This is a genomic window from Pseudonocardia sp. Cha107L01 (genome assembly GCF_052566575.1).
The window spans coordinates 1,895,662-1,918,978 of sequence record NZ_CP199579.1 but is presented as its reverse complement, the minus strand read 5'-3'; the positions used below and the strand labels follow the sequence as shown (position 1 = coordinate 1,918,978).

The following is a 23,317-nucleotide window of genomic DNA, read 5'->3' as shown; positions in this document are numbered from 1 at the left end:
ACGACTCACCCCGCACATCACACCGGAGGTCGTCTGACGTGGGGAAACACCGGAGGCCTACGGCGAGGGCACGGCCTTCCCGACTCGGGAACGTTCTGGCGAAGCTCCGCCTCGACCCCTACATCCTCTGCCTGCTCGGCACCGTCGGGGTTGCCTCGATCCTGCCGGCCAGAGGCAGTTCGGCGGTAGTTCTCACTCACGCCACGACGGTCGCCATCGGGTTCCTCTTCTTCCTCTACGGTGCCAGGCTCTCCTCCAGGGAGGCCCTCGACGGGTTACGTCAATGGCGACTGCATGCCGTCGTCCTGGCCAGCACGTGGTTCCTGTTCCCGTTGCTGGGACTGGCCGCGAGGCTGCTCGTCCCGACCGTGCTGACTCCCGAGCTCTACACCGGACTGATGTTCCTGTGCTGCCTGCCGTCGACCGTCCAGTCCTCAATCGCGTTCACCTCCATCGCCCGGGGGAATGTCGCGGCCGCCATCTGCAGCGCGTCGTTCTCCAACATCCTCGGGATCGTGCTCACCCCGGTACTCGTGGCGATATTCCTGGTAACCAGGTACGGCGGAATCTCCTGGGGCTCGGTCCGCGACATCATGCTGCAGCTCATGGTCCCGTTCCTGGCGGGCCAGCTACTGCGTCGCTGGATCGGCGCATTCCTTGCACGTCACAAAAAGGTGCTCGGGCTGGTCGACAGGGGCTCGATTCTGCTGGTGGTCTACACAGCGTTCAGCGAAGGCGTGGTCGCCGGAATCTGGAGCCGCCTGACGCCCGTGTCGCTGCTCCTGCTGGTCGGTACCAACGTTGTACTGCTGGCACTGGTCCTGGGAGTCACGACCTGGTCTGCCCGCAACTACGGCTTCGGCCGGGAGGACGAAATAGTCATCGTGTTCTGCGGCTCCAAGAAAAGCCTCGCAAGCGGCATTCCCATGGCCACCGTGCTGTTCTCGGCGCAGACGGTCGGGCTCGTCGTTCTGCCACTGATGTTGTTCCATCAGATCCAACTCATGACGTGTGCCTGGCTGGCCCGCCGGTACGCCGCCCGGGCGGTACAGCTCGCCCCGACGGAGGCCGGCGCGACCATCTGACCCACGATGGGCGACCCGGCCCGGCACCTGAGTGCCACCGACAGCGGCAGCGTTTGCCGAGCGATTGCTTTCAGCTGGTCAGGAGGCTACCGCCGGTTCCCTAGCGTCGGTTGCATGCTCATGCGATCAGATCAGGGAACGGCGCCCGGCGGTCGCGGCCAGCCACCCACGGTGAGCGCACGGCGGTTGATTGCGGTGTGCACAGTGCTTCTGCTGATCGGCCCGACCGTCTCCTACCTGCGGGCACTGACCTATCCCGGCAACGCCGGCGTCGGCGTGCGCACCGTGGAATGGATCCGGGACAGCGGCGGGGCGCCGATCGTCGACGCGGTGGAGAACTGGTGGTTCACCCGGCACGCCCCCACTGGCCCCGCGCCCGACCCCGGGCTGCTCCCGCGCACCGGTACGCCGCCGGCTCCGGGTGTGGTGTCCGCGTTGCCCGCCCTGCCGATGGCACCCCCGGTGCCCGGCGAGGGCGTGTGGAGCACCGGCCGACAGGCCGTAGGCGGTGCGCCCGCCCTGTTCACCACGTTCATCCGACCCGATGCGGCGCACCCCAGCGTCATCGCCGGGATCGCCCGCTTCGACCGCCGTCTCGTCCGGGGGCGGCTCATCGCGGGGACCAAGGAGCCGGACGCGCAGTCGTGGCCGGAGGGCGGCCAGGTTCCCGCCGCGGACCGGGCCGGGCTGGTGGCTGCGTTCAACTCCGGATTCAAGATGGTGAGCGCGCACGGTGGCTTCTACGCCGACGGCCGGCACGTCCGTCAGCTCCGGGACGGGGCCGCGTCACTGGTCATCGACCGCACCGGGCAGATGTCCGTCGGGATGTGGGGGCGCGATGCCCGCCTCGGCCCGGACATCGCCGCGGTGCGACAGAACCTGGAGCTCATCGTCGACAACGGTGCGCCGGTACCCGGGCTCCAGGTCAACGCGCGCGGTCGGTGGGGCAGCGCCCGCAACCAACTGCAGTACACCTGGCGCTCCGGGGTCGGCGTCGACGCGGCCGGCAACCTCTACTACGCCGGCGGCAACCAACTCACCCTAACCAGCCTGGCACGGGCGCTGGCCACCGCGGGCGTGGTCCGCGGCATGGAGCTGGACATCCACCCCCGGATGGTGGACCTGCTCACCTACCGGCCCGGCCCTGACGGAGCTCCGGTGCCCACTCCGCTGCTGCCTGCCATGCCCGGGCCGCCCACCCGCTACCTCGAACCCGACCAACGCGACTTCGTCGCGGTGACCCTGCGTCCGGACCCCGCCCGATAGGACCCCGCCCGATAGGACCTCGACCGTGCAACACATGCTGCTCGCCCTCAACCTGCTGGACTCCAGATCGCTGATCGACAGCTTCGGCATCATCGGCATCTTCGCAGTGCTCTTCGCCGAGACCGGCCTGCTGATCGGGGTCTTCCTGCCCGGCGACTCACTGCTGTTCACCGCCGGACTGCTGACCTCCACCACTGGCGCGGTCAGCCTGCCGCTGCCGGGCGTCATGCTGGCGGCGGCCGCCGGAGCACTGCTCGGTGCCCAACTGGGTTATCTGTTGGGCCGGCGCGCGGCCGCCGCCCTGCACAGCCCGCGCCGGGGGCCACGCACAGTCGCCGCGATGACCAGGGCCGCCGGTCTGCTGGAGCACTACGGCCACCGGCGCGCGGTGGTGATCGCACGGTTCATCCCGGTGGTGCGCACCGTACTGAGCCCGGTGGCCGGCGCGCTCGGCGTCCCGTCCCGCACGTTCGCCCTCTGGCAGACCGTCGGCGGACTGCTCTGGACCGTGGGCCTGATACTCGCCGGCCACGCCCTCGGGGCCAGCGTCCCCAACGTCGACCGCTACCTGTTGCCCGCGATCTCGGCGATCGTCGTCCTCTCACTGATCCCGGTCGCGCTCGAGATCGCCCGCGCCCGCCGGGCCGGGCGGGTCTGAGCTGTGTCAGTCCGCAGCCAATGTCGAGTCGGATGGGTGACGGAAGTTTGCTTTGCGCTTGCCTTTGGTGAGCCGGTGGCTAACCCGTCGGCCTCTAGCGTCCGAATTGTCATGGCCCGGCTCCCCATTCGCCTCCCGGAACCGCCCTCGGCCACGGTGCTCTGTCGATGGCGGGCGCGTTCGGTCGGCCCCGCCGTGTCCGCATCGGCCCTGTGCCACGGGTGGACCCCGGCCACCCGAACCGCCGACGCGGCCACCGAACCAGAGAGAGTCCTATGACTGCACACCACGCCCTCGCCCCGAGCCGCCAGCTCCTGAACAAGGTCCCAGAGGTCACCCTGTACTTCTGGATCGTCAAGGTGCTGTGCACGACCGTCGGCGAGTCGGCCGCCGACTTCCTGAACGTCAACCTGAACTTCGGCCTGACCGGCACCTCACTCGTCACCGGCGTGCTGCTGATCGTCGCGATGATCTTCCAATTCCGCGCCGACCGGTACGTGCCGAGCAGGTACTGGCTGGCGGTCGCGCTGGTGAGCGTCTTCGGCACCCTGGTCACCGACAACCTCACCGACAGCATGGGCGTGCCGCTCGAGGCGAGCACGCTGATCTTCGGCGGGCTGCTCGCGATCACCTTCCTCGTCTGGTACCGCGCCGAGCGGACGCTGTCCATCCACTCCATCGTGACCAGGCGGCGCGAGGCGTTCTACTGGCTCGCGATCCTGTTCACGTTCGCCCTCGGCACGGCGACCGGCGACCTCATGGCCGAGGTTCTCGGGCTCGGCTACCTGGTCACCGGGGCCATCGTGGCCGCGCTGATCGCCCTGGCCGCGTTCGGCTGGCGGTTCGGGCTCCACTCGGTGCTGGCCTTCTGGTTCATCTACATCCTGACCCGCCCGCTCGGCGCGTCGATCGGTGACTACCTGTCGCAGTCCACCCACCAGGGCGGACTGGGGCTCGGCGCGACGGTCACGAGCCTCATCTTCGTGGTCGGCATTCTGGGCATCGTCGCCTACCTCTCGATCAGCAAGGCCGACGTCATCGCGGCCGATGCGGACGACCCTGTGCTCGACGCGGCCGCCACCAACGAACGCGGCGGCCTGTGGCAGACCGTCGCTGTCCTGGCGCTGGTGCTGGTCGCCGGTGGGGTCGGCTACTCGGTGCGCACGTCCGCGCTCCGGGCGGGCACCCCGGAACCGGCCGCAGCCGTCGAATCGATGCCTGGCGGGGACCAGCCGACCCCGGCGGCCCCCGGCGCGCAACCCGCGGCGGCACCGTCGCCACTGGGTGACCTCTCGGCGTTCCGCACGATCACCCAGGACACCCTGCGGCTGCTGACCACCGGCGATCAGTCCGGCGCAACGACCCGCGTCGACGACCTCGAAACCGAGTGGGACAACGCCGAGGCACGGCTGAAGCCGAAGGACAAGGCGGCCTGGACCGCCATCGACAGCAAGATCGACACGGTCCTGCGCGAGCTCCGGGCGACGAGCCCGAAGCCGGCCAGCGAGAAGGCCGCGCTCACCGCGCTGCTCGGTGCGCTCCGCTGAGCCAGAGGCCGGCAGCAGACCCCCGCCATCGAGGCTGTTCGGGCAACCGTGAGGACCCATGAATCCCGATACCGCACTGTTCCTGACGATCAACGAACTGGCCCGCGCCACGGGGTGGCTGCAGCCGGTGGTGCTGGCCTACGCCAGCTACGGCGTGGTGCTGTTCGCCGCGCTGCTGCTCGGCGGCTGGTGGCTGGCCCGGCGGAGCGCGAGCGTGCCGGCGATAGCCGCCGCGCTGTGGGCACCGGCCGGCATGCTGCTGGCCCTGGCGATCAACCAGCCGGTCGCCGCGCTGGTCGGTGAACCCCGTCCCGACACCCTCTACCCGCACATTCTGGTGTTGGCCCAGCACAGCACGGACCCGTCGTTCCCCAGCGACCACGCGGTCATGGCCGGCTCGGTGACCGCCGGGCTGTTCCTGGTCAGTCGGCGCCTCGGGGCCGGGTCCGCGCTGGCCGCGGTGCTGATGGCGGTCGCCAGGGTCTACGTCGGCGCGCACTTCCCGCAGGACGTGCTGGCCGGGCTGCTGCTCGGCGCCGCTGTCGCCCTCGTCGGCTTCCGAGTGGCCTCCGGCGTACTGACCAAGCTGGTCACAGTGCTGGAGGCGGGTCCGTTACGGCCGCTGCTGACCACCGCGCCGGTGCGCACGCGGTTGGCCGCGGAACATCCGACAGCGAGCTGACCAGGATGCCCTCAGCCGCTCGATCGTCGACAGTCCGACCAGTAGAAAGTGGCGACACCTCGCTAACCAGCGTGTTTAATGGTCGAACTCGTTCTTGGGGGGAGTCATAACGGGGCTACGGCAGGTGCGGAACCGGATCGTGATCGTCTCCGCCAGCGTCGGCGCGGGGCACGACGGAGTCGCGACAGAGCTCGCCCGGCGGCTGCGCGAGCGCGGGTTCCAGATCGAGCTGGTGGACTTCCTCGACCTGCTGCCGGGCGTGCTCGGTGCCGCGCTGCGTCGGGCGTACGCGCTCGAGCTGGCGGTCGCACCCAGCTCCTGGGAGTTGCTGTACACCGCGCTGGACCGGCATCGGCGCCTGTCCGCCGCCGCCGCCCGGCTGGCGAACCTGGCGCGCCCCCGGATGGTGACCGCACTCGGCACGGGCTGCCGAGCCGTGGTCTCCACCTATCCGCTGGCCAGCCAGGTGCTCGGGCAACTGCGCCGGAACGGCACGCTGACGACCCCGGTGGCGACGTTCCTGTGCGACATGTCGGTGCACTCGCTGTGGGTCAGCGGCGGGGTCGACGCGCACCTGGCCATGCACAAGGTCACCGCCGACCAGGCCGATGCGCTCGGTGCCCCGGGAGTGCACGTCACCGCCCCCGCCATCGCGCCCGGTTTCCGGCCGGCGCGCTCACCCGCCGAGGTCGCCGCGGCCCGCGCCCGGTTCGGCCTGCCGACCGACGGGAAGCTGGCGCTCGTGCTGGCCGGCTCGTGGGCAGTCGGCAAGGTCGAGCGCACGGTGGACGAGGTGGCCGCCGCCGGCGCCGTGCTGCCCGTCGTGGTCTGTGGCAAGAACGGCGGGCTGCACCGGAGACTGGCCCGGGGCGGCCGGTGCATCCAGCTGCGCTGGGTGGACGACATGCCGACGCTGCTGCACGCGGCCGATGTCGTGGTGCACAACGCCGGCGGCCTGAGCTGCCAGGAGGCACTCGCCGCCGGGGTGCCGGTGATCACGTACCGGTGCATCCCCGGCCACGGCCAGACCAACGTCGCCGCGCTGGACCTCTCCGGCCTGGTGGCGCACGCCCGGGACGTCGGCGAGCTGCACCGACTGCTCGGAGCCGCGCTCGCCGACGAGCTCACCGACGTGCAGCGCTCCGCCGCCGCCTCGCTGCTGGCCGCCCCGGACCCCGCCGCGGTGATCGCCGCGCTCGCGGTCGAGCCGCCGGCATGAACGACGACCGCCGGGCGGGCGCGGCGGCGACGGGCCTGGCGTCAGGTGCAGGCCTGGCGGCAGTGGGCCTGGCGCTGGGTGGCGCCCTGGCGGCGGCGCAGCTCGCGCCCGCCGTGGCCGCGATCGGCCCGGTGCGCCGCCGCCTCGCGCCGGCGCTGTCCGGGGTCGGCGACCGGCGGCACGTAGCACTCACGTTCGACGACGGGCCCGACCCCCGCTCGACGCCCGCGTTCCTCGCCGCGCTCCGCGAGAGGCGGGTCCGGGCCACGTTCTTCCTGCTCGGTGAGTCGGTGGCCCGCTGGCCGGCGCTCGCCCGCGAGCTGGTCGACGCGGGTCACGAGGTCGGGGTGCACGGTTGGGACCACCGGTGTCTGGCCCGGCGCGGTCCCCGGGCCACCCGCGCCGAGCTGGCCAGGGCGCGCGAGGTGATCGCGGACCGCACGGGCTCCCTACCGCGCTGGTACCGGCCGACCTACGGCGTGGCCACGCTCACCGCGCTGCGCGAGGCCCGGCGGCTCGGCCTCACCCCCGTGCTGTGGACGCACTGGGGCCGCGACTGGACCGGCCACGCGTCGGCCGAGTCCGTGTTCCACCTGGCCAGCCGTGACCTCGCCGACGGGGCCACCGTGCTGCTGCACGACTGCCCGGCCGGGCAGGCCGCCCCGGACGCCTGGCGGGCGACCCTCGGCGCGCTGCCGAGACTGCTCGACCACTGCGCGCGGCGCGGCCTGCGCGTGGGTCCACTGGGCGAGCACGGCATCGCCACCCCGCGAGTGGGCCCGTCGGGCGAGCAGGAGGGCACGCGCGCGGGCCCGCTGGGAGAGGTGCCGGAGTGGCCGACTCGGTGATCACGATCGGGCTGCTGTTGCCCGACGTACTCGGCACCTACTCCGACACCGGGAACGCGGTCGTGCTGCACCAGCGGCTGCACCGGCGCGGGATCGCGGCGCGGGTGGTCCACTGCGATGCGCGCACCCCACCGCCAACCGAGTGCGACATCTACCTGCTCGGCGGCGGCGAGGACACCGCCCAGCTATTCGCCGCGACCTGGCTGCGGGAGCATCGTGCGCTGTGTCGGGCACTGGAGCGGTCGGCGACCACGCTGGCCGTCTGTGCGGGCCTGCAGATCCTCGGCCGCACGGTCACCGACCGGGCGGGACAGCTGCACCCGGGCGCCGAGCTGCTGGACGTAACCACCCGGCCACGGCGGCGCAGGGCGACCGGGGAGGTGGTCAGCCGCTGCACCATCCCCGGCGTCGGGCTGCTGTCCGGCTTCGAGAACCACCTCGGCGCCACCACGCTCGGGCCCGACGCCGCACCGCTCGGCCGCGTCGTCTCCGGGGTCGGCAACGGCGACCGGTGGACCCGGCACCGCACCGAGGGCGTGTCGACCGGCCGCATCATCGGCACCTACCTGCACGGCCCCGTACTGGCCCGCAACCCCGCGCTCGCCGACCACATCCTGGCCAGGGCCACCGGCACCACCCTGGCCCCGCTCGAACTACCCGACCAGGCACAACAGCGCCGCCGCTACCTCAAGGCCGGCCCGGACTGACCGACCGTGGGTGTCCAGCCAGAAGATTGTCCGGACCATCTGAAGGTTCGACGGCGTTCACGCTGGGTAATTGCGGATACCCACTTGGCTACTTTGCGGCAGAAGCCGTGACGTGGTCGCGCGCAACCAGTTGAGCGGGTATGTGGTTGAAGGTTCAGGCAGTGTTGCCATCGCGATGGGTTCGCGTGGGGTTGGGCGCTGTGATCGCGGCGGCTGTCTCGTTGGCGATCAGCGGTACAGCGGCCGCGGACCCGGGCTCTGGTAGCGAGGTCAGCTCCGTGCCGGTGGCGTTCCACGTTGTTACCAGAAACCACTCCGGCGTGCCCTGTGCGGACACCCCCGACGGCAAGCAGGCGGTGGTGCGCGGGCATCTGACCGGGCCCAGGTCCGAGCTCGATCGGAACGACGTGGACGGCACGCTGTACTCCCACGGCGACGGCTACGGCGAGTACTTCTGGCGCTACCCCGGCGATGAGCATTACAACTACGTCGAGCAGATGGCGCGTCGCGGTCATGTGTCGGTCACCATCGACCGACTTGGCTACGGTGACAGCGACAAGCCGAACGGCAACAGCATCTGCTTCGGCGTCGAAGCAGACGTGCTGCACCAGATCGTCGGGCAGCTACGGAACGGCTCCTACACCGGTGACAGGAGCCCACGCTTTGACAAGGTCGGTCTGGTCGGGCATTCAGCGAGTGGGCTGATCGTGGAACAGGAAGCCGCGGGCTTCCATGACATCGACGCGCTCGGGGTGCTCGACTCGGGCGAGCTCAACATCACCCCGCTGGCGTTGGAGCGGGCCGGGGAGCAGCAGGTGCGGTGCCTGGCCTCGCCGAAGAATCTCGTCGGGCTGCTGGACGCCCGCTCATCCAGCGGTTACGCGGCGCTCGAGGCCGACGCGCAGCAGTTCCGCGCCGACCACATCCACAACGTCGACAGCGATATCGCCAATGACCTGGTCAAGTGGCGGACACAGGACGCCTGCGCCGGCACCCGCAACGCCGTCCAGGCCCTCGCCGGGAACGCCGCCCGCAACAGCCTGATCGACGTGCCGGTTCTGTTGCTGGCCGGAGCCCAGGATCAGCTCTTCTCCAACCCCAGGCCGCAGGCGGCAACCTACACACACAGCAAAAAGGTAACCGTGCGTGCGGTGCCCGACGCCGGTCACGCGGTCGCGTTCGCCCGCACCGCCCCCCAGTTCCAGGACGACATGAACGACTGGCTCGACCGCACCGGCCTCTAGTCCGGTTGCCAGGTCGCCACAACGACACGGTGGGAGTCCTGGCGACTGAGCCTCCACGAACGTGGCAAGTGACGTCGCGCGAGAGGGGCGTCGCAAAATCACTTGGGTTTCAGCCCATCCCGCCAGGCAATGACCTCGAGTTCGCCGCGGACGGCTTCCTCAACCTTAATGACGGGTCGCACCTCGAATACGAAAGCCGGAAGCATCGAACAAAATTTGTGAATGGCCACGGGATCGTCACATTCCATCAGCATGTGCCCTCCCCACTCGCCGACTCGTATCACGAAGAACTCGATCTCGAAATTGTCGGGCGCCTCCCATTGTCCGAATACCTCAAGGATTCGCTTCTGGGCATTCTCGTACTCGATGGGCGAACCCTGCGGACGTTCGAACCAGCTGATCACATACTTCATTAGCCGACTCCTCGATGAGTTGAAATCCCCCGAACGACTGTTGTTTGGACGGGCTATCCAGGCACGGACGGGCAGGCCTGCGATGCGGCGTCGCGTGGTCGACCGCCGGCGGCGCGGCAGGAGCATCGGCAGCGGTTCTGGGAGGCGATTGGTCGCTATGTCGAGTCAGCACGCCGGGCCGGTGGCCGGCCTCGCTCAACAGCAGGCGATCGCCTCCGCGCCGGAGGCCGCCATCTCCAACGGCCCCCCGAACAGGCCAAACAACAGGCCCACACCGGCTGCGCCGCAACACGAGTGAGCCGCCGCGTGAGCGAACAGCGATTCGTCCCCGGTGCGGATCCGCTCGTACTCTGACCTGATCTCCCGCATCCGGTCGGAGAACATCACCGGAAGGGCCTCGACGAAACTGACCAATGTCTCGGTGACGCTGCCGCGGACGGTCACGATCGTCCGTAGGCGGGCCAGATCATCGTCGGTGAAGCGCCGATCAGGGTTGACGAATAAGCGAGCGTCGATTTCCTTCTCGCCCAGATCGCGCACAGCACGAGCCAGGAAGTCACGCTCGTCGACAATCCGGCCGAGAGACCTCTCGATCTGCCTGAAGAGCAAAAACAGCTCGCTCTCATCTCCTCGTACGCGGCCGCTCGCGCATTCTTCCCATAACTTGTCGGCGACCCGATAAACTTTCATATCGCCGGACAGGCGAGCCAGCTTTACCCGGTCCCGAAGAAGTCCGGCATCGTCAGCCATGACGTTTCCTGCCCCGTGCGCTCGTCTCGCGAAATATTCGAGGGTGGAAACGGTACCGGCACGGCAACCGGGACATCGTCGTCAGAATGTAGGACGCGCACTACCCACGGCGGCACCGGAATACGCGATCATCACCCGGGTGACCGCCCACGCTGCGGCCCTCCGTCACCTGTTCAACCGGCTCCGTGGTCGTGTGCGCCTGCTCTGTCGTCATGTCCTCGAACCCTGCTTCCACGACTCGACGTAGCGGTGGTTCGTCGCCGAGAGATCGCAATGCAGGTCAGGCGCCGGCGACTGGCGTCGGAGCGTTGGTGGGTGTCGCCTCGCCGGCTTCGGCTTCAGCTTCGGCTTCGGCTTCGGCTTCGGCTTCGGCTTCGGCCTGCAGCTTGGCTGCCTGCTCGTTGATGACACGCATCGAGACGACGATCATGACGACGATCTCGCCGAAGAACATGACCACCGGGAACCAGAACGCGCCGATGCCGTTGTAGGCGAACGGTCCTTTGTGGAAGAACGCGATCAGTGCGGCCGGGAAGATCAGCATGCCGCACCACACGTTGAGGTAGGCGACCCAGCGCGGGTAGATGGTGGGCACGTTGTGGTCGTTGAAGATCGCGGCGGCAATGACGAAGAACCAGATGGAGAACGGCGGCCAGGTGAACAGCCAGTCGAACCACACCCAGTCGTTGGCGAACTGGATGATCTGTGGCGCCATCTCCGGGGCCCTGAACGCGCACACCGCCCAGGTCATGGGGATCAACAGGAAGAACACCGACCCGCCGCCCACCAGAGCGATGGAGGCGTAGGTCAGGAATGGATAGCCGCGTTCCATCTTGCGGATGAACACCGTGATCACGATGCCCCAGGTGGCCCAGAAGCTCCACGAGATGATCTGCAGGATCGATCCGATCTGGATCTCGAACCTGCGGTCGATGAAGTGTTGCCGGACCTGCTCGGCACTGAAGCTGGGGTCGATTCCCGGGACGAAGTGCATCAGGAATCCCTGCGCCACGATCAAACCGGCGACAAGCACGATCGCGGACCACACGAAGGCCTTCGCAACCCTCGTGTTCATCTCCATCTGCTTGATCATTCGATCCTCCCGGTGAGCTGCAGAGGTGACCGACCTCACGCCGGGAGGGTAGGCGGGCTTGGCCATCTATCGCAAGTGCCACTATCGATAGAAGTAAGTACCGCTGCTGGAGACCTGGCCGCTATCCTCACCAGGTGGAGCCCGTTGAGCGCAAGCACGTCCGTCGTGGACCGAATGAGGTTCGGGAGCTGGTACTCAAGGCCGCTCACCAGCTGTTCACCGAGCAGGGCTACCACGGCACGACAACGAAGCAGATCGCCGTCGAGGCCGGCGTGGGTGAGCCGGTGATCTTCCGGAACTTCGGCACCAAGGCGGAGCTGTTCCAGGAGGCGATCCTCAAGCCCTTCACGGAGTTCATCACCAACTGGGCGGCGGACTGGGACCGCCGCCCGCCGAAGTCGAGCGACCCCGAGGTGATCACGAGCTCGTTCGTGAAAGGCTTCTACGCCGTGGTGCAGGAGCATCGCAACCTGCTGGGGACCCTGATCGCGGCGCGGGTACAGGGTGGGGACCGGGTACTCGATCGGATCGCCGTGGACGTCAGCCAGGCTCTCGCCGACGGGTTGCGGATCATGCGTCGCGTGCTGCTGGACCACGGACAGGCGCGGGAGTACAAGAGCCTGGATCCCCCGATGACGGTCGCGGTCGCGGCGGGGGCCGTGATGTCGATCGTGCTGCTCGACGACTGGCTCTTCCCCGGATACGAACGCCGGCCGAGCAAGACCCGGCAGATCGAGGAGCTTACCCAAATGCTCCTGCACGGCATCGCCCACCGCGACTAACGGGGCTGCGACGGGCGGGCCATGGTGGGCAGGGATGTCCTCCTGCTCTCGACGGTGAGACCGGTCAGCCGGTATGCGGTGGTCAGCCCCGGGCCGCCGCGGGCCCTGGTTGGCCGGTGCTCGGCTCGGTGTCGATCGCGGCGATCGTCAGCCAGGTCATCACCAGCAGCCAGAGGAAGAACGTGCTCGCGGCGACCCAGAACGCGAACACGCCGTTCCAGGCGAACGGCCCGGTCCGGAAGAAGTAGGCGAGGCCGCCCGGCAGGAACAACACGGCGGCCCAGACGTTGAAGTAGGCCGTCCAGCGCGGGTACACCGGCTGCTGACCGGTGTCTCGCAGTGTGGCCAGGGCGATTCCCAGGAACTGGGCGACGAACGTCGGGAAGGCCGGGATGATGATCTTCGCAACCCTAGACTAGTGGTCCGCGGGAATTGCGCCAACGGGGCCGCCGGCGGCGATGCGGCGCACTCGGTCGGCCCGAGGTCCTCAAGCGCGGATGCCGTGCAGGAAGACCGCTCGGACATCGCGCAGGGCTGTGACACCGACTTGCGAGTCACCCTGGACGACCAGCAGGTCGGCGTCGTATCCCGCGCCCACGCGACCCTTGCGATCGCCCAGCCCGCACGCCGCGGCCGCCAAGGAGGTCGCGGTGGCGAGTGCCTCTGCCGGCGATACACCGCCGTCAACGAGGCTGATCACCGCTTCGGGCATGATTCCGTGCGGCTTGCCGACCGAGATCCCACCGTCGGAACCGGACACGATGCGGACCCCGGCGCCGTGCAGGCCGGCGACCGTCTGGCCCCGTTGTTCGAGGCTGAGCCCGGTCTTCCGCATCATCTCGAGCACACCGGGCGGAGGTGTCGCACCGGGTACTGTTCCGAGCGTCGGACACACCGTCGTGGCGGACGCGACGAGATCCGCGACGACGGAGCCCGCGACGTCGATGCCATCGGCTGTGACGAACGTGCAGTGCTCGATGCCGTCGACCCCGGCCGCAACGGCATTCTTGATCGCAGCAAGGGAATGGGCGTGCGCGGTCACCCCGAGGCCGCGCGCGTGGGACTCCTCCACGACCGCCCGGATCTCCTCGACGCCGAACTGCACCCCGGCCGGATCGGTTCCCGGTGTGTTGGCTCCGCCGCTAGCCATGATCTTCACGATGTCGGCGCCCCGCTCGGCGCGCTCGCCCACCGCGCGCCGCAGCTGCTCGACCCCGCGCGCCTCGCCTCCCATGTTGGCGCAGTGCCCGTGCGGGCTGGTGATCGGCGGCCCGCTGCCAAGAACGGTCGGAAAGGCGCTGTCCCGGTTGCGGTCACGCCAGTCGATCACGGCCCATTCCCGGTCCCCCAGGTCACGCACGGTGGTCACCCCAGACCTCAGGTGCGCGGCGAGCGCGTTCTCGATGACCGTCACCAGCCCGGCGTCGCTGAACTCCGGGATCCGGTCGAGTGCGCCCGCGCCGCTGTCGCAACACAAATGGACGTGCATGTCGATCAGCCCGGGCAGCAGCGTTGTGCCCGGGAACCGAAGCACCTCGCACCCGCCCGGGAGCTCGGTGGCCCTTGAGTTCACCGAGCGAACCTGCCGGCCTTCCACGATCACGACCGCGCCGTCGGGCAGGAAGCGCTCTCCGTCGAACACCGCGTCGCTCTCGATAGCGATCATGCTCGCTCCGGCGAAGTACTCGGCGCACCCGCGCACGCGGCGTCGCCTATCCGACCACAGCCCGGCGACTCCACCCGGATACCAGGGCCGTCGATGACGTCATCGGGTTCGGGTTGCGCGCTCATCGGCTTCCGCCGCCCTTCTCGTGCGTGACCGAGCAGAGTCGTTGAGCCCGGCCGTGCCCGGAATTCCTAGCGCAGCGCGGGCAGCGGTGACTGGGTCGAGCGCCCGGAGGCGGTTTCGATGAACTCGACGGTCGAGGTGAGCTCGTGTCCTCACCGACCACGACCGCGTTCAGGCTGCGGGCCGGGTCCTTCATGGCATCGCATCCCCTCGTGGACCGCGGTCAGAATGTGGCGATCGGGTTGACCGGGCTGCCGGACGTACCGGCGAAGCGGACCGGCGCGACCGCGAGATGGAAGTCCCACTGGCCGAGCTCGGCAGCCGTCGTCGCGCACGCCTCCAGGTCGCAGTTGTCGAGCAGCCACAGACCCATCGCGACGAGGCCCACGGCGTGAACCGGCATCAACACGTCCTCGTACCCCGACGGCTGAACGTCCTGGGGGGTGTCAGCGCCGATCAGCGCGACCCCCCGTTCATGCAGCCACGGCAGGCAGGACACGTGCCAGCCGGCCTGCGTGAAACCGCTGGCCTCACCGGCCTCGTGCCGGACGCGGCCATAGCCGGTCCGCAGGAGTACCGCATCGCCGGATCGCACCCGCACCCCCTGGCGACGCTCGGCCTCCTCGAGATCGTCGGGAAACACACCCTGCCCCGGTTCCAACCACGGCACATCGCGGACCTTCGTAATGTCGAGCAGCACACCACGCGTGATGATCCCGTTCGCCGCCGCCGTGACGGCCGCCCACGCCGATCCCGTTGCGGCATCCACCAGCGAATGCGACCGCCCGTTGTACATCGTGCCGTCCCAGAAGATGTGGCACGGCGAGTCGACGTGGGTGACGGTGTTGCCGTGGAACGTAATGCCGAGCTGCTCGGACGAGAAGCCCCAACGCCGGTCGTTGTGGAACGCGGCCACTGGCATGTCCTCGGCGCCCGGCATGTCGGCGGCGCACGGGCACGTCGTCGTCGACCGCTCCATGTCTTGCGGTACGGCAACCTCCCAAGCGCACGACACGCTCCTGCCGTGGCGCACGGCCCGCGCCGCCGCCAGCCGGACGTCGTCGGTGATGTGGTTCAGAGTGCCCAGCTCGTCGTGGTCGCCCCACCGTCCCCAGTTCGACAGCGTGTTGAAGTACCCGAGCACGTCGTCCTGTGTGGGCACCGGTCGCCCTGCCGTCATCCCAGCATCGCTTCCTCCGGTCACGCGGTTCGAGGCACCGCGGGCAGGCTATCCCGACCTCTCCTTTGACATGCTCGATCGCCCGCCCGGACAGTCCCGCGCGGTTCGCCCCGGCGGCTCTCAGCCGGCCGGGTGGGCCTCGAACAGCGCGTCGCGGGCGGCGTGCCAGGAGGCCTCGTCCGGCGCGCACATCAGGCCACCGGACATCCGGCCGACCTGGAACGGCGTGCCGTCGAAGTGCGCGCTGTAGCCGCCGGCCTCCCGGTGCAGCAGCCAGCCCGGCGCGTGGTCCCACGGCATCAGCCGGTGGTAGGTGAGCAGGTGGCAGTGGCCGGCGGCGGCCATCCGGTACTCGTGGCCGGCGCAGCGCAGCCAGGTGTGGCTGCCCAGCCGGCCCAGGTTGGCGGCCAGCACGCCACGCAGCGGTTCGGCGACGAACTGGGTGCCGGCGACGGCCTCCATCTCGGCCACCGGGGCCGGCGCGGCGACCCGCAGCCGGCGCTCCGTCACCCCGCCCCGGCGCAGCCACGCGCCGCCGCCCTCGACGGCCACGGCCGAGGTGTCGGTCACCGGGTCGTGGATCACGCCGGCGACCACCCGCCCGGCGCGCAGCACCGCGGCCATCACGGCGAACAGCGGCAGGCCGGAGACGAAGTTCTTGGTGCCGTCCAGCGGGTCGACCACCAGGGCGAGCTCGGCCGTCTCCAGCTGGCGCAGGATCGCCGGCTCGGCGTCGGCGGCCTCCTCACCGATCACGACCGCTTCGGGATAGCGCGCCAACACCGCGCGGGTGATGGCCTGCTCGGCGGCCCGGTCCGCGACCGACACCACGTCGAAGGCCGACGACTTGCTGAACACCTCCGACGCGGCCAGGCGCCCGAATCGCGGCATCAGCTCGGCCCTGGCGACCGCGCCGAGCACGTCGTCGACAAACTCGATATCCATTGCGCCCAGCCTGCCGGATCGCGGCGATCGCCGCCCGGCGCGGGGTAGCGGCGAACTCCGACGGGTCACCGTTGGTGGGGACCCAGGCCCTGGCGCCGCTCAGCTCGACTGGGATCACAGCAGGGCTGTTGCACTCCCGGCCCCGGGCGTCGCCATGGCGCAAAGGTAAGCCCGACACGACCCGACATGCCAAGACTCATGCCAGAAGGTGATCAGCTGCCTGGGCCACAGATACGGGGTCAGATCTCTGACCTGGCGCTTCCGTGGAGCCGCCTCGGAGAGTCGAACCCCGTGCTCCGACACACCCCGTGGTGGACGATGGATGCATGATCGGTGACCGGTGGGGCGTGAGCGAGAGCGAGATCTTGCGCTCATACCCGTGCGACGACTTCGTCACCTCACCCGCGTTGCAGGCGTGGCGGGGCGTGAGTATCGAGGCGTCTGTCGAAGCGGTGTGGCCCTGGGTCGCGCAAGTGAGGGTTGCGCCCTACTCGTACGACTGGGTCGACAACCTTGGCCGCCACTCACCTCGCGAACTGGTGGGCCTTCCCGAGCCTCAAGTCGGAGAAAGGTTCACCACCGCTGGCGGGCGCGAGTGGGGCCAGATCGTCTCCATCGATCCGGAGAATCAGCTCACGGGCCGCATAATGGGCGCCTTCATGTCCTATGTCCTCGTGCCTCAGGGTCACGACACGACACGTCTGCTGCTCAAGATCGTCATGCGGACCAACCGCTGGGTGGCCCTCGGGCTCTCCATCGGAGATCTGATCATGGCTCGACGGCAGTTACTGAACTTCAAGCAACTCGTCGAGAGCCATCGACACCAGGAGGGCACCGACCGTCGGTGATCGCCGGTGCGAGCCGCCCAAGCTGAGCGAGACATGCCGTGCGGTCAGCTCGTCGGCAATGGCCCGGGCATCTGGCAGGGATCGGGCCAGCCGGTCTAGCTTGGTCACTACCAGGGTGTCGCCGTCCCGGCAGGCCGCGAGCGCTTCTCGCAGCCCGGGGTGCTCTCCGGTTGGTGCCGGTCAATCCGTGGTCGACGTAGATGCGGTTGGGCGCGACGCCCAGGCCGATCAGGCCATCTCGCTGAGCGGTGAGATCCTGCTGGTCGGGCGAGCAGCGCGCATAGCCGACGAGAAGCGCGGCCATGGCGCACCTCCGGAGAGTGGGTCGGCCCGCTCCGGTGAAGCGGTTGCCGAGCGGCCGTGGCCGCCGTGCCCACTTCAGCGCCGAACCGTCAATCCGAGAACGGATCCCCAACCGGACACTTAGCCTCGATCTGGCCACCGGCCCTTACTCACCAACGCAGGTGCCGCTGAGTCACATGTGGTCATCCCTGAATCCAAAGAAGAGGGTGATTTCGTGGGCGCCATGGCCGTGTTAGCTCCAGCCGCCGTCGGCTTCGATGGTTGCGCCGGTGATATAAGACGCATCTGGGGAGAGCAGAAACGCGACCACGGCGGCGATTTCGGCAGGTTGGGCCAACCGACCGAGTGCGCTCATCGAGCGGATGAGCGCGTCAAACGGTACATCGGCGAGTGCAGGGGGGGTGTAGTTGGCGCTGTAGCGGGTTGCCATGCGGGTGGCGGTGGCGCCGGGGGCGATCGCGTTGATGGCGATGTTCCGCTCGGCCAGTTCGGGAGCCAGATTACGCACCATGGCCGAGATGGCGGCTTTGCTAGCCGCGTACAGGGCGTGGTGATAGACCGCTAGGCGCACACTGACCGAGGAGCTGAGCACGATCCGGCCGCCGTCGGTCATCGCGGCGACCGCGGCCTGGGTGACGAACAGTTGTCCGGCTACGTTGGTCTGAAAGAGGCGATCGAAGTCGGCCTGGGTGATGGTTTCCAGCGCTCCGAAGTGCTCGACCCCGGCGTTGCTGACCAACAGATCCAAGCCGCCGAACTCCGATACCACCGCGCCGACGAGTTCGTGGGTCTGCGCCGCGTCGCTGACGTCGCCGGGGAAGGCCGACGCGGCACACCCCTGGTCGGTCAGTTCGCCGACGAGCGCATCGGCGGCGGCCCGATCGGATCGATAGTTCACCGCGACGGTAGCTCCCTGGGAGGCCAGGCGCCGCACGATCGCGGCGCCGATTCCCCGGCTGCCTCCGGTGACCAGGGCTCGCTTGCCCGCCAGGGTCGGTGTCGATGTCATGGTGCTCCCTCTGTTCTCTCTGTCTGTGTCGTAGCGCTGGATGTGCGGAGGTCGTGGACGTCAATTAGTCAGCTACATTGACGAATGTAGTCATAGAGTGGCGCTAATGGCAACAGGTCCGGCACCACTGACGGGCATCGGCGGATGCCGGGTGGGCCGCGGTAGGCGCAGCGCCGCGGAGACGGCCTGGCGGTCGTGTCGGCGGTGATCTGGTGCGGCGGTAGCGACGTAGGGTGTGTTCCTCATGGGGGCGGGTGGGCGATGGAGTCGAGAACGGTATGAACGACGCGCAGCGGGTGGATCTAGGGGTGGCGTTGTTCATCCCGTACCGGTACATGGAGGATCGGATTTTCCGGGCCCTCCAGGATGCCGGGTTCGACGACTGGACCCTCGCCCAGTGCCGGGTGTTTCAACGCATCAACCCGGACGGTTCGCGCCTCACGGACCTCGCTGACCAGGCGCAAATGAGCAAGCAGAGCGCCGGCGTGCTGGTCGATCAACTGGAACGCTTGGGCTATGTCCGCCGGGTCCCCGACCCAACCGATGGGCGCGCCCGGCTGATCGTGATCGAGCAACGTGGCCGCCGAGCCGCTGAGCTGGCCATCGCTACATCGGCCGAGATCCTCTCGGAGTGGAAGGCCTACCTGGGCACCCGCAACTTCACGTTGTTGCACCAGATCCTGGATCAACTCCGCGAGATCACCGACCCCTACGCGCGGTAAACCCGGCCGCGCCGAGCCGTCCGCCCCGATCCCGTTCGCCCCGAGCCGCCGCGGCCAGCGGGCGCCAGCAGGCTTCCACTCCGCCTTGACATCATCAGAGTCATTGACTAGTTTAGTCAATGTCTCTGACGACTTCATCGGCATCTGAGCGATCCCGCCCGCACAGCACCGACGGCATTCGCTCACGCCGCACTCCCTGATCGAGAGGCAACACCGTGTCCACTGTCATCACCGGCGCATCAGGCCGCCTAGGTCGGCTCGTCGTACAACAACTCCTCGCCACCGGAACGCCGCCAGCTCAGGTTGTGGCCACCGGCCGAGACATCGACAAACTCGCCGACCTCACGCGCGTTGGGGTCACGGTGCGGCGCGCGGACTTCGCCAACCCGAGCACCCTCGACGACGCTTTCGTGGGCGCCGACGCGATGCTGCTGGTCTCGACGACGACGGTCGGGGAGCGGTTCGACAACGCCCGCAACGCCATCGACGCGGCGGCCCGAGCGGGTGTGTCCCGGATCGTGTACACCAGCATCGTCAACGCCTCGACCGCGCAAATGACGCTCGCTGACGAACATCGCCGCACCGAGGACTACCTGCGTGACAGCGGTTCGGCGTTCGTCATTCTGCGCAACGGATGGTACGTGGAGAACTACACCGACCAGCTCCCGATGATCACCCGGTACCACGCATTGTTGGGCAGCGCGCAGGACGGTCTCGTCAGCGCGGCCAGCCGACGCGACTACGCGGCCGCCGCCGTCGCGGTGCTGACGCAGGACGGGCACCTCGGAGCGACCTACGAGCTCGGCGGAACGCCGTTCACCCTGACCGAACTCGCCGCCACGATCAGCGACGTCCTCGGCACCCACATCGCCTACCAGGACATGTCGGTCGCTGACTACACGGGCGCCCTGATCGCTGCGGGGCTGCCGCCAGAGATGGCCGCCGCCGTCGCCGACGCCGATGCCGGCCTGGCTCGCGGAGAGTTGTTTACCGCTAGAGACGACCTGGTGAAGCTCATCGGCCGGCCAGCAACCACGGCGCACGAAGCCGTCCAGAACGCGGCGACCATCGAAGAGTCGCGGTGAGCACCTCCGGACCCAGCGTCGATACCCACGAGATGGTTCTGATCCACCGCGTCATCCGGCGCGAGTTCGGTCAGCTCCCCCGACTGTTCCGCTCCGCGACCCATGACCGTGCGCGATCCAAGGCCATCGGCGCGCACGCCCGGGAGATGTTGCACTTCCTCCACACGCACCACACCGGCGAGGACGAGCTGCTCTTTCCCCTGCTGCGCGAGCGAGCCGCGCTCGACCCGGACCTGATGGACCGGATGGATGCGCAGCACGCGCAGATCAACGACGCCGTCGCGGCCGTCGGCGCGGAGCTGCCGGCGTGGACAGCGAGCGCGGACGCCGCCGCCGGCGAGCAGATGGCGGCCCTCATCGACGCCACGATGCCGACATTGATCGATCACCTGGCGCAGGAGGAGCAGAAGCTGCTCCCGATCGTCTCGGTCACACTGACGCAAAGCGAATGGGACGCGCTCGGCAAGCACGGCATGAGCGCGATTCCGGTCACGCGGCGGCTGGTCATCCTGGGCCACATCACCGAGGAAACCGATGACGCGGAACGGCAGAGGTTCATGCAGGTCGTGCCGGCCCCAGCTCGTTTGGCCTACAAGCTGATCGGCCACCGCCAGTTCACCCGCGAAACCACCGCGATCCGCGGCTGACCCATCTCGCGACCCGACACCAACAGAACGCCCCCACGCAGGGCGCCGGACACTCAATAGGCCAGCGCGTACGCAGACGAACCCCAACTGAACAAGATCACCATGGGGACCGGCGAGGTTCAGGGTGGCTTGAGCTCGACCCTGGGAGAAAAGGCCTCGTCATGCCAGCCGTCATGCCAGAAGTGTTTCGGCGGCCAACAGCTGAGCTACGCCTCTAAAATGCGCAGGTCGCTGGATGCGGCGCGATGAATCGCTAACCCTCGGAGCTGGCAGTCAGCCGACGTGGCCGCCGAGATGGCCACCGCTGAGCTCATCGTGGTTGTGGCTCCTCCGACGTCCGCCACAATTCTCCCATGAGCGACGACGAAGTCACCCTCACCCAAGACGACCGAGTCACCCACATCGAAGACGTACTCGCCACGGCGCCGATCGAGCCGGGCAAGCTCGGACATCACACCGTGCTCAGCGTCGGCGGGGCCAGAGTCATCGTGCTGGCGTTCGGACGCGGGCAACACATGAGAGAACACCGCAGCCACCACCCGCTCCTGCTGCAAGCCCTCGACGGCAAGGTCCGCGTCACTGCGGCCGAGCAGACCTTCGACCTTCGTCCCGGCGGGCTCTTGTACTTGCCGAATGCACTTGCGCACTCCATCGAAGCGCTCGAACCGTCGCGGGTCAGCCTCACTCCGATCGGAATCTGACTCTCGGTACCGGCGCTCCGGCCGAGACGAAGGGCGCTTTCACGACACGCACATGTCCGCGATGTCGGTCTCGGCGACGTCAGAAGACAACCCGAGTGAGTGGTGGTCAAAGTAACCATCGGGAGCCGATTCCTGCACCATCTGTGCCCCAATTCCTCAGCAAGTGTTGCCCGACTCTGAAAATGAGGACCCTGGCGTCGTTCGCCGTGGTCATGTCGGCGCGTGCTTCGTGGTCATGGTGGCGTCGTCCTACTCACGGTGTCGCCAGTCAGACGGAGCCGGTGATGTGGAGCGGCACGTTTGCGCGGCCGGTGAGGGGAGGTTCATCCGCTGTCCATCCTGGCTCAGCCGAGTACGCGGCTGATCGCGGGCAGCGCGTCACCGGGGTTGCGGACCAGGATGATCTGGGCGGTCGGCGCGTGGGCGTGGATGATATTGAGCACCCGGTTGAACCAGAGGGTTGTCTCCTCGGTGGGGGGAAGCTGAGGATCCTGGCCGCTGATGAAGCTGCCGATCACCACGCCGTCGTACTCGACCTCGCCCAACTCCTTGATCAGCCGGGCGTCGCCGGCCTCGTCGTCGGTGAGGACCACGATGGTGGCGGCCAGGCCGGCCTCCCGCAGGCGTTCCTGGACCGCCGCACCGATCTCCGGGTGCTTGCCGAAGCCCAGAACCCGCCACTGCGTGAGAACCGCCGACTTGAGAACCTCTGGCGTCGACATGTCCGCCTCCTACTCGTAAAATCAGATTGACCCCAAGTAAATTAACTTGATCGAGAGTATAGCCAAATCTAGATGGCAAGCGTCAAACGGACCCAGCGCACGTATCGCTCGCCGATGCGCGAGGAGGCCGCCCGCCGCACTCGCGAGGCCGTCATAGCGGCCGCCGGCGAGGTGTTCGTCGAGGTGGGCTACACCGCTGCGACGATCGAGCAGCTAGCCGTCCGCGCCGGCGTCTCGCGCCCGACCGTCTTCGGGGTCGGCAACAAGGCCCAGCTGTTCGCGCTCGCCCGCCAGCGGGCAGCCACGGGCGGGCGCCTTACCGCCAACGACGAAGGCTTCCAGCAACTCCTGGCGATTCCGGACGCGCACCGGCTGCTCGAGCGGTTCGCCGCCTTCACCGCCGCCATTTCGCGGCGGCTCGGGCCGCTGCAACTCGTGCTCGAGCAATCCGCCGGGAGTGACCCTGAATTGGCGCAACTGCTGGAATCGAGCCAGCAAGAGCTGCTCGAGTGCGCCCGTGGCGTCGTCGCTGCGGCAGCCGCGACAGGATCACTGCGCCACGACCTACCGCACCATGCCGCCGCCGACATGCTGTGGCTGCAGATCCAGCCCGCGAACTACCGACGCCTGGTAGACGAGCGCGGCTGGAGCCATCACGCGTTCGAACGCTGGCACGCCGCGACCATGACCGCCGCCCTGCTGCAGACCCGTACGACTTGATAACCGGAAGCGACCAGACCACGCCCGGCGCGGTGGACGTCCCGGCTCAGCGAGCGAGGACCCGGCCCTTCTGTATCTACGGCTGTCCGCACACGATGCCGCCACACCGCAAGCCCGTACCCCGCCCGGGACGGATGTGGATGCCCTCGGCCACCGTCCTGGGCGCGGCACCGCTCCTCGAAGGGTCGCCACGGCAAATGCCTTGTCGTCACACACGCGGAGGTTTGTCTCGAGCAAGCAGCTCGTCAAGGGACTCGCCGAGCCGCCCAAGCCACGCAATGACGTCGCCACGGCTGGCGACCCCGCCAAATCCGATGCCGACCACTGCGACAGCGAGTGGCAGCGACTCCCA

General features: G+C 68.5%; 26 protein-coding genes. 16 read left to right on the top strand and 10 right to left on the bottom strand.

The features are described from left to right. Nucleotides 1-95 precede the first annotated feature (95 nt). The 9 genes from ACTXG6_RS09135 (at nucleotide 96) to ACTXG6_RS09095 (ending at nucleotide 9,256) form a co-directional block, all read left to right on the top strand. Entirely contained in the window at nucleotides 96-1,085 is a 990-nt protein-coding gene (locus tag ACTXG6_RS09135; RefSeq protein ID WP_445189959.1) for a bile acid:sodium symporter family protein, read from the top strand. Between the two features lie 204 nt (nucleotides 1,086-1,289). Then, the gene (locus tag ACTXG6_RS09130) at nucleotides 1,290-2,351 is read left to right on the top strand and encodes a phosphodiester glycosidase family protein (RefSeq protein ID WP_445187320.1); all 1,062 of its coding nucleotides are present in this window, start codon (nucleotides 1,290-1,292) and stop codon (nucleotides 2,349-2,351) included. A 34-nt stretch (nucleotides 2,352-2,385) separates the two neighbouring features. Next, on the top strand, nucleotides 2,386-3,009 hold the full coding sequence (locus tag ACTXG6_RS09125; protein ID WP_445189958.1) for a DedA family protein: 624 nt from the start codon (nucleotides 2,386-2,388) through the stop codon (nucleotides 3,007-3,009). 275 nt (nucleotides 3,010-3,284) lie between these two features. Next, entirely contained in the window at nucleotides 3,285-4,556 is a 1,272-nt protein-coding gene (locus ACTXG6_RS09120; protein WP_445187319.1) for a COG4705 family protein, read from the top strand. 58 nt (nucleotides 4,557-4,614) lie between these two features. After that, nucleotides 4,615-5,238, top strand: a complete 624-nt coding sequence (locus ACTXG6_RS09115; RefSeq protein WP_445187318.1) for a phosphatase PAP2 family protein — start codon at nucleotides 4,615-4,617, stop codon at nucleotides 5,236-5,238. 124 nt (nucleotides 5,239-5,362) lie between these two features. Continuing rightward, a complete protein-coding gene (locus tag ACTXG6_RS09110; protein WP_445187317.1) occupies nucleotides 5,363-6,457 on the top strand; it encodes a glycosyltransferase in 1,095 nt (364 codons plus the stop codon). Further along, the gene (locus ACTXG6_RS09105) at nucleotides 6,454-7,305 is read left to right on the top strand and encodes a polysaccharide deacetylase family protein (protein ID WP_445187316.1); all 852 of its coding nucleotides are present in this window, start codon (nucleotides 6,454-6,456) and stop codon (nucleotides 7,303-7,305) included. Before ACTXG6_RS09110 ends, ACTXG6_RS09105 begins: the two co-directional genes overlap by 4 nt. Beyond that, nucleotides 7,290-8,012, top strand: coding sequence for a type 1 glutamine amidotransferase (locus tag ACTXG6_RS09100; RefSeq protein WP_445187315.1), 723 nt, complete (start codon nucleotides 7,290-7,292; stop codon nucleotides 8,010-8,012). The genes ACTXG6_RS09105 and ACTXG6_RS09100 overlap by 16 nt, the downstream gene beginning before the upstream one ends. Nucleotides 8,013-8,419: 407 nt before the next feature. Beyond that, on the top strand, nucleotides 8,420-9,256 hold the full coding sequence (locus ACTXG6_RS09095; RefSeq protein WP_445187314.1) for an alpha/beta hydrolase: 837 nt from the start codon (nucleotides 8,420-8,422) through the stop codon (nucleotides 9,254-9,256). Nucleotides 9,257-9,354: 98 nt separating this feature from the next. Here ACTXG6_RS09095 and ACTXG6_RS09090 read toward each other — a convergent pair whose 3' ends face one another. From ACTXG6_RS09090 to ACTXG6_RS09080, 3 genes are all read right to left on the bottom strand, one after another. Next, complete coding sequence (locus ACTXG6_RS09090; RefSeq protein ID WP_445187313.1) at nucleotides 9,355-9,669, bottom strand: DUF3303 domain-containing protein; 315 nt, start codon at nucleotides 9,667-9,669, stop codon at nucleotides 9,355-9,357. A 195-nt stretch (nucleotides 9,670-9,864) separates the two neighbouring features. Beyond that, on the bottom strand, nucleotides 9,865-10,419 hold the full coding sequence (locus ACTXG6_RS09085) for a hypothetical protein (RefSeq protein WP_445187312.1): 555 nt from the start codon (nucleotides 10,417-10,419) through the stop codon (nucleotides 9,865-9,867). 280 nt (nucleotides 10,420-10,699) lie between these two features. Further along, nucleotides 10,700-11,578 (bottom strand): hypothetical protein, encoded by an 879-nt coding sequence (locus ACTXG6_RS09080; RefSeq protein WP_445187311.1) that lies wholly within the window; start codon nucleotides 11,576-11,578, stop codon nucleotides 10,700-10,702. 68 nt (nucleotides 11,579-11,646) lie between these two features. Between ACTXG6_RS09080 and ACTXG6_RS09075 the strand changes: the two genes are divergently transcribed. Beyond that, nucleotides 11,647-12,294 (top strand): TetR/AcrR family transcriptional regulator, encoded by a 648-nt coding sequence (locus ACTXG6_RS09075; protein WP_445187310.1) that lies wholly within the window; start codon nucleotides 11,647-11,649, stop codon nucleotides 12,292-12,294. Nucleotides 12,295-12,376: 82 nt separating this feature from the next. On the opposite strand, the gene ACTXG6_RS09070 is transcribed toward ACTXG6_RS09075, so the two are convergent. From ACTXG6_RS09070 to ACTXG6_RS09055, 4 genes are all read right to left on the bottom strand, one after another. Continuing rightward, the gene (locus ACTXG6_RS09070) at nucleotides 12,377-12,610 is read right to left on the bottom strand and encodes a hypothetical protein (RefSeq protein ID WP_445187309.1); all 234 of its coding nucleotides are present in this window, start codon (nucleotides 12,608-12,610) and stop codon (nucleotides 12,377-12,379) included. Nucleotides 12,611-12,781: 171 nt separating this feature from the next. Further along, nucleotides 12,782-13,960, bottom strand: coding sequence for an amidohydrolase family protein (locus ACTXG6_RS09065; protein ID WP_445187308.1), 1,179 nt, complete (start codon nucleotides 13,958-13,960; stop codon nucleotides 12,782-12,784). 346 nt (nucleotides 13,961-14,306) lie between these two features. Beyond that, nucleotides 14,307-15,227, bottom strand: coding sequence for a cyclase family protein (locus tag ACTXG6_RS09060; RefSeq protein WP_445187307.1), 921 nt, complete (start codon nucleotides 15,225-15,227; stop codon nucleotides 14,307-14,309). A gap of 156 nt (nucleotides 15,228-15,383) precedes the next feature. After that, the gene (locus ACTXG6_RS09055; RefSeq protein ID WP_445187306.1) at nucleotides 15,384-16,208 is read right to left on the bottom strand and encodes an inositol monophosphatase family protein; all 825 of its coding nucleotides are present in this window, start codon (nucleotides 16,206-16,208) and stop codon (nucleotides 15,384-15,386) included. A 326-nt stretch (nucleotides 16,209-16,534) separates the two neighbouring features. Here ACTXG6_RS09055 and ACTXG6_RS09050 point away from each other — a divergent pair, with 326 nt between their 5' ends. Further along, on the top strand, nucleotides 16,535-17,056 hold the full coding sequence (locus tag ACTXG6_RS09050) for a polyketide cyclase (protein WP_445187305.1): 522 nt from the start codon (nucleotides 16,535-16,537) through the stop codon (nucleotides 17,054-17,056). Here the strand turns inward: ACTXG6_RS09050 and ACTXG6_RS09045 are convergent. Then, nucleotides 16,994-17,164, bottom strand: a complete 171-nt coding sequence (locus ACTXG6_RS09045) for a hypothetical protein (protein ID WP_445187304.1) — start codon at nucleotides 17,162-17,164, stop codon at nucleotides 16,994-16,996. The genes ACTXG6_RS09050 and ACTXG6_RS09045 overlap by 63 nt on opposite strands. A gap of 427 nt (nucleotides 17,165-17,591) precedes the next feature. Further along, nucleotides 17,592-18,368: an SDR family NAD(P)-dependent oxidoreductase gene (locus tag ACTXG6_RS09040; RefSeq protein ID WP_445187303.1), complete on the bottom strand. Its 777-nt coding sequence runs from the start codon at nucleotides 18,366-18,368 to the stop codon at nucleotides 17,592-17,594. A 308-nt stretch (nucleotides 18,369-18,676) separates the two neighbouring features. Between ACTXG6_RS09040 and ACTXG6_RS09035 the strand changes: the two genes are divergently transcribed. The 4 genes from ACTXG6_RS09035 to ACTXG6_RS09020 all read left to right on the top strand — a co-directional run bounded on the left by ACTXG6_RS09035 (nucleotide 18,677) and on the right by ACTXG6_RS09020 (nucleotide 21,523). Next, nucleotides 18,677-19,090: a MarR family winged helix-turn-helix transcriptional regulator gene (locus ACTXG6_RS09035; protein WP_445187302.1), complete on the top strand. Its 414-nt coding sequence runs from the start codon at nucleotides 18,677-18,679 to the stop codon at nucleotides 19,088-19,090. A 215-nt stretch (nucleotides 19,091-19,305) separates the two neighbouring features. Beyond that, on the top strand, nucleotides 19,306-20,175 hold the full coding sequence (locus tag ACTXG6_RS09030) for an SDR family oxidoreductase (RefSeq protein WP_445187301.1): 870 nt from the start codon (nucleotides 19,306-19,308) through the stop codon (nucleotides 20,173-20,175). Beyond that, nucleotides 20,172-20,822 carry a hemerythrin domain-containing protein gene (locus ACTXG6_RS09025; RefSeq protein ID WP_445187300.1) on the top strand — a complete coding sequence of 217 codons (651 nt, stop codon included), beginning with the start codon at nucleotides 20,172-20,174 and terminating at the stop codon, nucleotides 20,820-20,822. Before ACTXG6_RS09030 ends, ACTXG6_RS09025 begins: the two co-directional genes overlap by 4 nt. Nucleotides 20,823-21,175: 353 nt before the next feature. Beyond that, complete coding sequence (locus tag ACTXG6_RS09020; protein ID WP_445187299.1) at nucleotides 21,176-21,523, top strand: cupin domain-containing protein; 348 nt, start codon at nucleotides 21,176-21,178, stop codon at nucleotides 21,521-21,523. A 344-nt stretch (nucleotides 21,524-21,867) separates the two neighbouring features. On the opposite strand, the gene ACTXG6_RS09015 is transcribed toward ACTXG6_RS09020, so the two are convergent. Continuing rightward, complete coding sequence (locus ACTXG6_RS09015; RefSeq protein ID WP_445187298.1) at nucleotides 21,868-22,245, bottom strand: hypothetical protein; 378 nt, start codon at nucleotides 22,243-22,245, stop codon at nucleotides 21,868-21,870. Nucleotides 22,246-22,317: 72 nt separating this feature from the next. Between ACTXG6_RS09015 and ACTXG6_RS09010 the strand changes: the two genes are divergently transcribed. Then, nucleotides 22,318-22,965 carry a TetR/AcrR family transcriptional regulator gene (locus ACTXG6_RS09010; RefSeq protein ID WP_445187297.1) on the top strand — a complete coding sequence of 216 codons (648 nt, stop codon included), beginning with the start codon at nucleotides 22,318-22,320 and terminating at the stop codon, nucleotides 22,963-22,965. Nucleotides 22,966-23,317: the final 352 nt, after the last annotated feature.

What these genes read in the sequence shown, in the direction of transcription:
- ACTXG6_RS09015 (WP_445187298.1), bottom strand. Translation starts at nt 22,245, where the DNA reads ATGTCGACGCCAGAGGTTCTCAAGTCGGCGGTTCTCACGCAGTGGCGG.
- ACTXG6_RS09085 (WP_445187312.1), bottom strand. Translation starts at nt 10,419, where the DNA reads ATGGCTGACGATGCCGGACTTCTTCGGGACCGGGTAAAGCTGGCTCGC.
- ACTXG6_RS09050 (WP_445187305.1), top strand. Translation starts at nt 16,535, where the DNA reads ATGATCGGTGACCGGTGGGGCGTGAGCGAGAGCGAGATCTTGCGCTCA.
- ACTXG6_RS09125 (WP_445189958.1), top strand. Translation starts at nt 2,386, where the DNA reads ATGCTGCTCGCCCTCAACCTGCTGGACTCCAGATCGCTGATCGACAGC.
- ACTXG6_RS09040 (WP_445187303.1), bottom strand. Translation starts at nt 18,368, where the DNA reads ATGACATCGACACCGACCCTGGCGGGCAAGCGAGCCCTGGTCACCGGA.
- ACTXG6_RS09020 (WP_445187299.1), top strand. Translation starts at nt 21,176, where the DNA reads ATGAGCGACGACGAAGTCACCCTCACCCAAGACGACCGAGTCACCCAC.
- ACTXG6_RS09090 (WP_445187313.1), bottom strand. Translation starts at nt 9,669, where the DNA reads ATGAAGTATGTGATCAGCTGGTTCGAACGTCCGCAGGGTTCGCCCATC.
- ACTXG6_RS09010 (WP_445187297.1), top strand. Translation starts at nt 22,318, where the DNA reads ATGGCAAGCGTCAAACGGACCCAGCGCACGTATCGCTCGCCGATGCGC.
- ACTXG6_RS09115 (WP_445187318.1), top strand. Translation starts at nt 4,615, where the DNA reads ATGAATCCCGATACCGCACTGTTCCTGACGATCAACGAACTGGCCCGC.
- ACTXG6_RS09120 (WP_445187319.1), top strand. Translation starts at nt 3,285, where the DNA reads ATGACTGCACACCACGCCCTCGCCCCGAGCCGCCAGCTCCTGAACAAG.
- ACTXG6_RS09105 (WP_445187316.1), top strand. Translation starts at nt 6,454, where the DNA reads ATGAACGACGACCGCCGGGCGGGCGCGGCGGCGACGGGCCTGGCGTCA.
- ACTXG6_RS09065 (WP_445187308.1), bottom strand. Translation starts at nt 13,960, where the DNA reads ATGATCGCTATCGAGAGCGACGCGGTGTTCGACGGAGAGCGCTTCCTG.
- ACTXG6_RS09080 (WP_445187311.1), bottom strand. Translation starts at nt 11,578, where the DNA reads ATGGCCAAGCCCGCCTACCCTCCCGGCGTGAGGTCGGTCACCTCTGCA.
- ACTXG6_RS09055 (WP_445187306.1), bottom strand. Translation starts at nt 16,208, where the DNA reads ATGGATATCGAGTTTGTCGACGACGTGCTCGGCGCGGTCGCCAGGGCC.